Raw genomic sequence first — 10722 nt, 5'->3', positions numbered from 1 at the left:
CTTTGTTTGCTTTATCTTCACTTTTTATTCTAAACAAAATAAAAAGTGCCAGATCATGAATCCGTCGATTCATGATCCAACACTAGGTTAGTATGTTTGCGTAATAAATAGTAGAGGGTAAAAACTCTACTACTTTTTTTGGAATGAGGTTTTATTATGTTAAACAACGAACTGTCGGCAGAGATGGTGGACCATTTAACCGCTGGAATTTTGAAGAAGTATAATGATAAATTACTTTCTGCGGTGCAGCGATTGTTTCCAGAGCTTGATATCAAAGAAGTGCAATCGCTTGATGACGTGAACAGAAATGCTTTGGGAGAACGAGCAGTGGTTCACGTAATCGCATGGGATGCAAAACGCAGCAAGTATGGTTTGATAATCCAAGTAGGTTCACAACGAGCAGGTGAAAACATTCTTGAAGTGGCTAATGGCTATCAGGAAGAAATTATCTTCGGTAGATTGGATTGCCCTGAAGAAGAATTCAAGGCAGCTTATGTTGTGTTTTTATGCCGTGAAGATCCATTTGGTAAAGGAAAATTTCGTTATGAATATTTTGGCGGTAAGTATGATAAACGAACTGGAAAGACTACACCAGCACCTAATGTAATTTTCTTCAATTTAGATAATGAAGATGAAGAAATTTTTTAGAAAATATAGCTATGTATTTGTTTAAGAAACACAATTAGAACAAAATGAGAATAAATATTGAGCTATCAGATGTATATATCTGGATTTAAATACTTAAATTAAGTCATTAAAAATGTATATATAGTTGAAAATAACACGTAGAAAAGGCGAAAATATAGAGATTTTACGCCTTTTTATTTTTTAGAAAAAATGATGGACAAATCGAAAAGAAGGGATATAATTCTAGTTAAATTAGACAAGGAATTAAAAAAGAGTGAGAATATGAATGGACAAATGGACGACCACATGAACAAGCAAGAGCTTAATCATTGGTTACATAGTCGTAAATGGAAGAGAATATTGTTGATCTCAGAATTCGTTTATGTAGTAATTCTGATGTTGACACTAGTTTTTAACTTTTCTGTTTTCATGCATTTAGTAGTATTTCAAGGGATAGCAATTTTCATTTATTTATTAGTCGGTTGGATCTTCGATAAAGGTGATTCAGCTGTCAGCTTTAAAAAGCGTGATACATTATGGGAAACGATCACTAGCATTCGTCTTAATCGTTTATTCTTTATCAGATTTTTCGAAATAGTTACTTTCTGGGTAAACGTAGCAGCAGACATTGCATTTGGACGTAAACTCTGGGACGATATTTTGAATGCACCATTAAAAATCCAACACGCGACTACGCTTGAGAATGCGTCACTTTACGGCGATTTTGCTTGTGTAATCTTGCTAGCAATAGTCTTTATCGCTATTATTTTCGCAAGTAACAAGACGATGCGCGTTTCCGCTGGTTTAGCAATCATTTTCTTGTTGGCAGTTTTGCTTATTCAACCCGAAATGATGACAGCTTCTATTGTAGGAATTGTCGGTAGTGTTAGTGCAATCGTACTTTCTTACCAAGCTAAGCTATAGCTGAAAATTAAAATGAATAAAAAATTAACGGACTAGTTCAAGCTAGTCCGTTTTTGTTATTATATAAGTTGCTAGTTTATTGATGAGGATTAAGAAGAATGGTTACACAAAAACAACGTCGTCTTTGGGCATTCTTGGCTGCCTTAGCCTGCGTCATGTGGGGAATCTCAGGTTTATTTGCCAAGAGCTTATTTAATACGAGTCCGTCCATCACGCCAATGTGGCTTTCACAAATCAGAATGGTCACATCTGGTATTATCTTGTTGATCGTAGCTGGATTTTTAAAGCAAAAGCCAATCGCCACGATGAAGAATAAACATGATGCTTGGGTAATTATTGCTTACGGTATTTTTGGTTTATTACCCGTGCAATTATTTTACTTTATCGTTGTGCAACAAGCTAACGCTTCAATTGCCACAATTTTACAGTTCATCGGTCCATTTTTCGTAATGGCATATTTAGCCTTTACGCATAAACAAGTAATGCGCCGGATTGATGTGATTGCAGCGATCTGTGCCTTTATTGGGGTTGTTTTGCTTGCAACGCACGGCCGTTTCAATCATTTCGCCATTACGCCAAGCGTTTTATTCTGGGGCTTGCTTTCAGCCGTTGGTGTAACGACTAACACCTTGATTCCAATCGGCGTTTTAAAACGCGTCTCAAGCTTAGTCGTTACAGGTTGGGGCCTTTTATCTGCAGGAATCTGCTTGATGATCGTTCACCCACGGATGCCGCATATTCCTAATACGCCACACGTTTGGTTTGATGTGGCAGTCGTAATTGTAATTGGTACTTTGATTCCGTTCCAGCTGATGACCAACTCATTGCGTTTCATCAAGGCTTCTACGGCAAGTTTGCTTGATGCATTTGAACCATTCTCTGCCACAGTTGGTTCAGTTCTCTGCTTTGGCTTAGTAATGACGCCAATGGACTGGATTGGTTCAATCTTGGTTGTTGTAGCTGCAATGGCTTTGAACATTTCTCCAAGAAAGAAAAAAGGAAAATTGAATAATGTTTGATCCAAAAACACGTAGACTGTGGACTTTACTAGCAGCACTCGCTGCTGTCATGTGGGGAATCTCAGGTCTTTTTGCAAAAGGTTTATTCAATATTAGTGCTAAAATCACGCCGATGTGGTTAACCCAAATTCGGTTGATTATTTCAGGAATCGTACTTTTGCTTTTAGCAGGAGCACTGAAGCAAAAGCCAATTGCTACATTAAAGAATAAGCATGATGCCTTAGTAATTTTTGCTTATGGCATTTTCGGATTATTACCCGTGCAATTATTCTATTTCATGTGTATTCAGGTAGCTAACGCTTCAATCGCTACAATTTTGCAGTTCATCGGCCCGTTTTTCGTATTAGGATATTTGGCCTTTACTCATAAGCAAGTAATGCGTAGATTGGATATCTTGGCTGCGATTGCGGCTTTTATTGGTGTCTTTTTACTATCGACACATGGCCAGTTTGATCATTTGGCTATTACGCCAGTCGCATTATTCTGGGGTCTGCTTTCAGCAGCAGGTGAAGCAACATATACTTTAATCCCAGTTAATATTGTTAAAAGAGTATCCAGCATGGTTGTAACGGGCTGGGGGATGCTTTTCGCCGGGATTAGTTTGGTAATAATTCATCCGCAATTTCAAGCAATCCCGAATAAACCAGCAGTTTGGCTCTATACCAGTGTTGTAATTATCATTGGAACGATTATTCCATTCCAGATTATGACCAATGCTTTGCTTTACGTTATTCCGTCTACAGCCAGTTTGCTTGACGCATTTGAACCATTCTCTGCCACGGTCGGTTCAGTTTTATGCTTCGGCCTTGTGATGATGCCAATGGATTGGGTAGGTTCAATCCTGGTTGTCGTAGCTGCAATGGCTTTGAATTTGACGCCAAAACAAAAGAAGAAAAATAAAGTTCATGAATGAAAATAAAGAAGAGAGGTTTATTCAACCTCTCTTTTTTTGTAAAAAATTAAATTAGTTAAACAGACAAGTAATGTAATAATGCCATAGACAATGAAGATGCTGGTGATTAAGGCAAGAGAAGAAAATTCGATCCAAAAGAAGACGGAGATCGAAATTAAGATGGCTGCTAGGATAATAGTTACAATATTTAGTCTTTTAAATTGTAAAGTAATTCCTGAAGCGAAGGTGCAGGCGGTTGCGATAGATAGGCAGGCTAGGTTGATCATTGATGGGGCGTAAGATGATAGATCACGAAATTCTGAAACTAGTGAAAGGCCCAGAATTAAGGCTATCAGTATTAAAAAATGTCGTGCATAACTGTCTATTTTCTCCATAGTTTTTACTCAACTCCTGTAATCAATGTTACAAGCATATAAAAAAGTGAAAAATTTTTCAAGTTGAGCAAAGAAACATAAGCTCTTTCTTATCAAAATTACAAAATAAGACATTTCCTGTAATTTTGCTTAATTTGATAGTATTACTTTTAAAACATAGTTGTAATATTTCTCAGGTAATATATAAAGCGTCGAAAGATAAAAAGCATTTAAGGAGAAATATCAATTGAGTTTTAGACGTAATTTAGTTAAGTTTGCCGCAGTTTTATCAGTATTCTTTACAGGAATTTCATTTATTAATGTTCCTAACCAAACACAAACTGTGCACGCAGCAGAGCAAAGCACTACAGAAAAACGTGAAGCAGTTGCCGATCTTGCTAAAAAACAAGTTGGTAAGCGTTACGTTTACGGTGCTACTGGTCCATCCGCATTTGACTGCTCAGGCTTAACCCAATACGTTTACAAAAAAGCCGCTAACAAGACTTTACCTAGAACTACTTACACTCAAGTTAACAAGGGTAAGAGCGTTTCAATGAAGAACCTTAAGAAGGGTGACTTGTTGTTCTGGGGCTCAACCTCATCTCCATACCACGTAGGTATTTATATTGGTAACAATAAGTATGTTCACGCTGCAACACCAGGTCAAGGTGTGGTTGAGCAAACTTTGAGTTCATACTTTTACCCATCAGCAGCTAAGCGTGTATTAAACTAATTTGACAAAATAAGCCTAAAAGAAAATATCGATCGGAAATAATCCGGTCGATATTTTTGTTTTATTTTTATCTTTTGATATCAATATATATCCCCAGCATGATTAATAACCACCACACAATTGTGAAAGGAATCCGTACTATTACTAAGGTGATGTAAGTGTTCCAATCTAATGTAAAAGGGAAGAATAAAAATATCCATGTAAGGACGATCAAGGTAATCATTGCTAGCTTGCTATGATCGTAACAGCAATAAATACAATTAGGCTGGTCATTGCTTATACCTCTAAATAAAAAATACCATTAACAGTAGGTGTTAATGGCATTCTGTTTATTCAGCTACTGTTTCTTTTTCGCTAATACGTTGCTTGTGCCAATCCAAAATCATGTTAACGATGGCATTTGCTACATTAGTGTTTTTAAGAAGTGGGCCGTGTGAGTATGAACCGATAAAGTTGCGGTAACGTAAACCTTCGACGTGGTCTTGTGGGTTGTTGCCATAGCCTTCGATCATGTCACCAAGGGGATGCAACTTGTCTTTGTTGTCGAAGTAAGTTTGACCTGAGTGGTTTTCAAAAGCCTTAACTTCGCCCCATTCGGTCATGTAACGAGTATCACCGATCATTCTCTTGTCTGATTTGAAGACGGTGTGTAATGGCAAAATATCGAGTCCTGGGATGGTTACACCAGAGTTGGTCTTGTAGTAGCTACCCATAAGTTGGTAGCCACCGCAGATGCAGAGCATTGGCTTGTCACTGTTGATGTATTTTTCAAGCGTTTCTTTGTGTCTAGGTAAATCTTTAGCAACCACAGTTTGTTCGAAGTCTTGGCCACCACCGAAGAATACGAAGTCGTAGTCAAAAGCGTTGAAGTCGTCGCCAAGTGAGATATTATCAACTTGGGTGTCATAGCCTTCACGTTTGAGTAAGAAGCTAAGAATCTTAACATCGCCGGAATCGCCGTAGGTGTTCATCAAATCTTCGTAAAGATATGCAATTTTGATTAATTTGTCGCTCATTTTATCGTCCCTTAATTTGCTAGAAATTTATGTACTTAGTATAACGTAAATCAAGAAGATTTGGCGATAAAAGATCTTGAAATTATGTTTCAGTTATAACTGATAAAAATATGCTAAAAGTTTCAGATATAATCGAAACTTCTGTGGAAAATCTTTCAGATATAATATAATAAAGACAAATATAAGTATATTTGTACATTATGAGGAATAAAAAATGAAAACAAGTCTATTAAAAGGAATTATTTATGGGCAACGGCAAATTATTAGAGAGGCTAAAATAATACCGCGTGAATACTCGTTTGATCCGAATTTCAATTATGTCCTTGTAGGTTTAAGAAGAGCAGGAAAATCCACACTTCTTTATAAAGTAGCACAAGATTTAGTTAAAAATGGTGTTGATTGGGATCAAATCATTTATGTAAATTTTGAAGATGAACGTCTATTAGATTTTACAGTAAATGATTTCAATGACATTGTACTTACGGCTAATGAAATAACACCTAAAAAACATTATTACTTTTTTGATGAAATTCAAAATATTGATGGTTGGGAATATTTTGCTCGACGAATGGCTGATGAAAAACAGTATGTTTATATAACCGGTAGTAATGCCAAGATGTTAAGTGGAGATATTCAAACTCATTTGGGAGGCCGCTACATGATTAAATATATTGCCCCATTCAATTTTAGAGAATATCTAACAGCTAAAAATATTCGTCATGATGAAGAGGCGCTGTATACCACTGCATTGAATGGCCAAATACGTGGTGCTATGAATGCTTATTTAAAAGATGGTGGTTTACCTGAGACTATTAATGCCATCGAAAAAAGAGATTACCTAAACAATATTTATAATAATGTGCTACTCAGGGATGTAGTTTACAAAAATGGTGTTCGTTCACCTGAAGTATTACGGAATTTAATAAAGAAATTATCTGAATCTGTGATGCAAGATGTTACATATAATCGTCTGGCAAAATTATTGACACAAATTGGCCATCGTGAAAACGAAAAGAAGGTAAGTCCCGAAACTATAATTGATTATCTTGACTATGCTAAAGAAGCCTATCTTATTTTTGATATTGAAAACTATGTTGCCAGATTTGCTGAGAGAAAAGCAAGCCCCAAATATTACTTTACTGATAATGGAATTTTGAATCTATTCTTGTTTGATAAAAATGCCACACTTCTAGAAAATGTTGTAGCTATTGTTCTTCATAATAAATATAAAGATGATGTTTACTTTCTTAAGTCGGCTAAGACAAAGATTGATATCGATTTTTATTTACCAGAACATAGCAAAGCAATTCAGGTAACATGGGAACTTTCAGAGACTGATAAAAAAAGAGAGATTGGCAATCTAGTTAAATTGCATCAAACTAATCCGGAGATAAAAGATTTGATAATAGTCACAGCTGAAGATGAGGATGAAATTCAAGTAGGTGACTGTGAAATTCAAGTAATACCTGTATACAAATTTTTGCTGAAAAACTAATAAATAAAGCTAGAGCGAAATGCTCTAGCTTTTATTCATTCTCATTATTTTGTGCAGCCAAGTGATTGATTGGACCCCATTTTGAACCAACATCAATTGGATGTGAAATTGCTTCATAGGTGAAGTCCTTAGCAATTTTTACACTATCAATTAAATCGTTGCCTTTAGCAAGTTCAGCGGCAATGACTGCGGATAAAGTATCACCAGTACCGTTTACGCGGTCAGTCTTAAAGTATGGCTTAGGGAAGGCATGGAATTTGCCATCTTCAGTCAGCAAAATATCAGTTACTTCAGTTGGGTTACCGTCATGACGACCCTTCATCAAAACGTTCTTGGCACCCATGTCTTGCAACATTTTAGCGCCTTTCTTAACCTCGTCTAGGTCGTTTAATTCAAGACCGGTTAATTTTCTTTGTTCATAGAAATTAGGCGTAATGATATCAGCAAGTGGCACCAGACGCTTGATAAAGGTGTTGTAAGAATCATCGTCCATTAAAGTATTGCCGTGTTTAGTAGAAATCACGGGATCGATGACAATTTTACCGAAATCATATTTTTCAAGGTTGTCGGCAACTACGTTCATCACTTTGGAATCGGCAACCATCCCAGTTTTAGCAGCATTGATAGTAAAATCATCTGCTAAAACGTCGAATTGTTTTTGAATGAAATCAAGTGGCATTACTTCAGCTGCATAAATTCCCGTTGTATTTCCCGCAACGGCAGCAGTTAATAATCCCATGCCGTAAACGCCACGTGCATAAAATGAATGTAAGTCTGCAGGCATCCCTGCGCTACCATCACTGTCATTACCAGCGATAGTTACTGCAATTTTTTGATTTTTATCTGTCATTTGAAGGCCTCTCTTATTTGTTATTCACCAAAAATTATAACGCAATTAATTAGACATCCGCTAGAATCTGCACTCCAAAAAAAGTAAACTAATAAGAAAGCGCTTTTGATAGGAAAAATTAATATGAAAGAAAAATATATTTTATCTATTGATGAAGGAACGACTTCAACTAGGGCAATTATTTTTGATCATGATGGAAAAGAAATTGCCTCAGCTCAAAAAGAAATTAAACAATACTTTCCTGAACCAGGCTGGGTAGAACACGATGCCAATGAAATTTGGATGGCAGTGCAGACTACAATTGCCAATGCTTTTATTCAATCAGGTATTTGGCCAGGACAAATTGCCGCTATCGGAATTACTAACCAACGTGAAACTACCGTAGTTTGGGATAAAGAAACCGGTGAACCAATTTATCGCGCAGTTGTGTGGCAATCACGTCAAACAACTGAATTAGCCGAAAAGCTGAAGAAAGAAGGTTATGGTGAAAAGATCAGAGAAAAGACTGGTTTAATTATCGACCCATATTTCAGCGCAACTAAGATTCGCTGGATTCTTGATCATGTGCCAGGTGCGCAAGAAAAGGCGGAGCAGGGCAAGCTTTTATTTGGAACAATCGATAGCTGGTTGGTCTGGAAATTGACTGATGGACAAAAACATGTGACTGACTACACCAATGCTTCAAGAACCATGCTCTTTAACATTCATACCCTTAAATGGGATAAAGATATTTTGAAGCTGCTCAATATTCCAGAGCAAATGTTACCAGAGGTGCGTTCTAACTCTGAAGTTTATGGCAAGACGGCTACTTACATGTTCTTTGGTGGAGAAGTGCCAATTGCCGGAATGGCAGGGGACCAACAAGCTGCTTTGTTTGGTCAGCTTACTTTAAAACCTGGCATGGTGAAAAACACTTATGGAACAGGTGCCTTTATCGTGATGAACACTGGCGATAAACCAACCACGTCTAACAATAATTTACTGACGACGATTGGTTATGGCATCAACGGCAAGATTACTTACGCCTTAGAAGGTTCAATCTTTGTGGCAGGTAGTGCAATTCAGTGGCTGCGTGATTCGATGAAACTAATTAAGAATGCTCCTGATTCTGAAAAGGCAGCATATGAGTCAACTTCCGAAAATGAAGTCTATGTCGTGCCTGCATTTACGGGACTTGGCGCACCATATTGGGATGCGGAAGCACGTGGTGCAATTTTCGGTGTTACACGTGGAACTACTGACAAAGATATGATTAAAGCAACGTTGCAATCACTGGCCTATCAAACTAGGGATGTAGTTGATACGATGCAAAAAGATTCCGGTATCGATATTCCATCCCTTCGCGTTGACGGTGGTGCAAGTAACAATAACTATTTGATGCAATTCCAAGCAGATATTTTGGGTAAAAAGATTGAACGAACCAAGGTGCTCGAAACAACCAGTATGGGTGCCGCATTTTTAGCCGGTCTTGCAGTTGGCTACTGGAAAAATATTGATGAATTGAAGCATGTCTTCACTATTGGTCAGGCCTTTGAATCTAAGATGGGTGACCTAGAACGAGAGAAGCTATATAATGGCTGGCAGCGTGCAATCAAGGCTACACGCGTTTTTGCTCATGGTGAATAAATATGAATTTGAGTTGACAGTAATCAGCTCTTTTTTTGTATAATAAAAGTAGTATATTAATTCTTTCACAAGGAAGGCGAGACGCATGGAGCACGATAGAATAGTAGCTTTAGACGGGCCACTTAATTTCAGAGATATTGGCGGCTACAAAAATAATAAAGGCCAGCATATAAAGTGGAATAAAATTTATCGTTCCGATTCGCTTAGTTCTTTATCAAAAGAAGATGAACAAAAACTAGCTGATCGCCGCATTGTTGTAGATATCGATTTGCGTTCTACCTATGAACAAAATGCTGCACCAGATAAACAATGGCCAGGTGTTAGATATGTAGACGCCCATATTTATTCGGATAATCCTAAGGAAAATAAGGGTGATAACAAGCTGTTTCGCTTCATTCATCATATTCCCGACATGGGTGATAATTTCTTAGGTAAAATTTATCAGCAGGTTCTGCTTAATTCACACAGCCAAGAAGAATTTGCAAAAATCTTCGCGGAGTTAATTGAACTGCCTGAAGAAGATGCCCTTGTCTATCACTGCAGTGCCGGCAAGGACCGAACCGGTATGACATCAGCTTTAATCTTGACCGCCCTCGGTGTTGACGATGACACGATCGCACAAGATTATCTGTTGACTAATGAACTTTACGATTTTGCCGTTTCCAAGCAATATCCTGATGAAAATCAAATTGCCAAACTCGTTTCCAAAATGAATTTGACCAAGGGTGAAGGCCCAGCCATCCGTGGTATTACCGAAACAATTCGCAAAGGCTGGGGCAGTTTTGATAACTTCTTCAAAAAAGAGCTTGGTTTTAGTCAAAAAGATCTAGATAGATTTAGAAAAATGTACTTAGAATAGGAATAAAATGACAACTTTATCTGATGTAGCTAAAGAAGCAAACGTCTCCAAAATGACGGTATCACGGGTAATCAACCACCCTGAACAAGTAACGCCAGAATTGCGTGCCATGGTTGAAAAGGCGATGGAGTCTTTAAACTATCATCCAAATTCTATCGCACAGGCTTTAGTCAATAATCGTTCTAACGTGGTTAAATTTGTTACTCTGGAAGATATCGATACAACAGAACCTTATTACATGAACCTGCTATTCGGCTTTGCCCGTGGTTTGAACTCCAAGCAATATGCGATGCAACTGGTAACGGAT

At 37.5% G+C, this 10722-nt stretch carries 11 protein-coding genes; 9 read left to right on the top strand and 2 right to left on the bottom strand.

What is annotated here, in order from left to right; translation table 11 throughout:
• The first annotated feature begins 156 nt into the window (after positions 1–156).
• From WS44_RS07855 to WS44_RS07830, 5 genes are all read left to right on the top strand, one after another.
• Positions 157–648, top strand: coding sequence for a hypothetical protein (locus tag WS44_RS07855; protein ID WP_013642551.1), 492 nt, complete (start codon positions 157–159; stop codon positions 646–648).
• 261 nt (positions 649–909) lie between these two features.
• Entirely contained in the window at positions 910–1551 is a 642-nt protein-coding gene (locus WS44_RS07850) for a hypothetical protein (protein WP_046433932.1), read from the top strand.
• A 98-nt stretch (positions 1552–1649) separates the two neighbouring features.
• Complete coding sequence (locus WS44_RS07845) at positions 1650–2570, top strand: DMT family transporter (RefSeq protein WP_046433930.1); 921 nt, start codon at positions 1650–1652, stop codon at positions 2568–2570.
• Positions 2563–3483, top strand: coding sequence for a DMT family transporter (locus WS44_RS07840; RefSeq protein ID WP_013642549.1), 921 nt, complete (start codon positions 2563–2565; stop codon positions 3481–3483). Before WS44_RS07845 ends, WS44_RS07840 begins: the two co-directional genes overlap by 8 nt.
• 600 nt (positions 3484–4083) lie before the next feature.
• Complete coding sequence (locus WS44_RS07830) at positions 4084–4569, top strand: C40 family peptidase (protein ID WP_013438728.1); 486 nt, start codon at positions 4084–4086, stop codon at positions 4567–4569.
• 329 nt (positions 4570–4898) lie between these two features.
• Here WS44_RS07830 and WS44_RS07825 read toward each other — a convergent pair whose 3' ends face one another.
• Positions 4899–5585, bottom strand: coding sequence for a cobyric acid synthase (locus tag WS44_RS07825; protein ID WP_013438727.1), 687 nt, complete (start codon positions 5583–5585; stop codon positions 4899–4901).
• A gap of 214 nt (positions 5586–5799) precedes the next feature.
• On the opposite strand from WS44_RS07825, the gene WS44_RS07820 reads away from it, so the two are divergent.
• Positions 5800–7080: an ATP-binding protein gene (locus WS44_RS07820; protein WP_013438726.1), complete on the top strand. Its 1281-nt coding sequence runs from the start codon at positions 5800–5802 to the stop codon at positions 7078–7080.
• Between the two features lie 31 nt (positions 7081–7111).
• Here the strand turns inward: WS44_RS07820 and thiD are convergent, their stop codons facing one another.
• Complete coding sequence (gene thiD, locus WS44_RS07815; protein ID WP_046433929.1) at positions 7112–7930, bottom strand: bifunctional hydroxymethylpyrimidine kinase/phosphomethylpyrimidine kinase; 819 nt, start codon at positions 7928–7930, stop codon at positions 7112–7114.
• A gap of 123 nt (positions 7931–8053) precedes the next feature.
• On the opposite strand from thiD, the gene glpK reads away from it, so the two are divergent.
• The 3 genes from glpK to WS44_RS07800 all read left to right on the top strand — a co-directional run.
• Positions 8054–9556, top strand: a complete 1503-nt coding sequence (gene glpK, locus WS44_RS07810; RefSeq protein ID WP_046433928.1) for a glycerol kinase GlpK — start codon at positions 8054–8056, stop codon at positions 9554–9556.
• 85 nt (positions 9557–9641) lie between these two features.
• The gene (locus WS44_RS07805; RefSeq protein WP_046433926.1) at positions 9642–10415 is read left to right on the top strand and encodes a tyrosine-protein phosphatase; all 774 of its coding nucleotides are present in this window, start codon (positions 9642–9644) and stop codon (positions 10413–10415) included.
• Between the two features lie 7 nt (positions 10416–10422).
• Positions 10423–10722 (top strand): LacI family DNA-binding transcriptional regulator (locus WS44_RS07800; RefSeq protein ID WP_046433925.1); only part of this gene is annotated, 300 nt, incomplete at its 3' end.

Origin of the sequence: Lactobacillus sp. N54.MGS-719 (assembly GCF_000980505.1) — a bacterium.
GTDB classification, from domain to species: Bacteria; Bacillota; Bacilli; order Lactobacillales; family Lactobacillaceae; genus Lactobacillus; species Lactobacillus amylovorus.
Note: the sequence above shows the minus strand (reverse complement) of the source record. Positions and strands in the feature narration are given on the sequence as shown.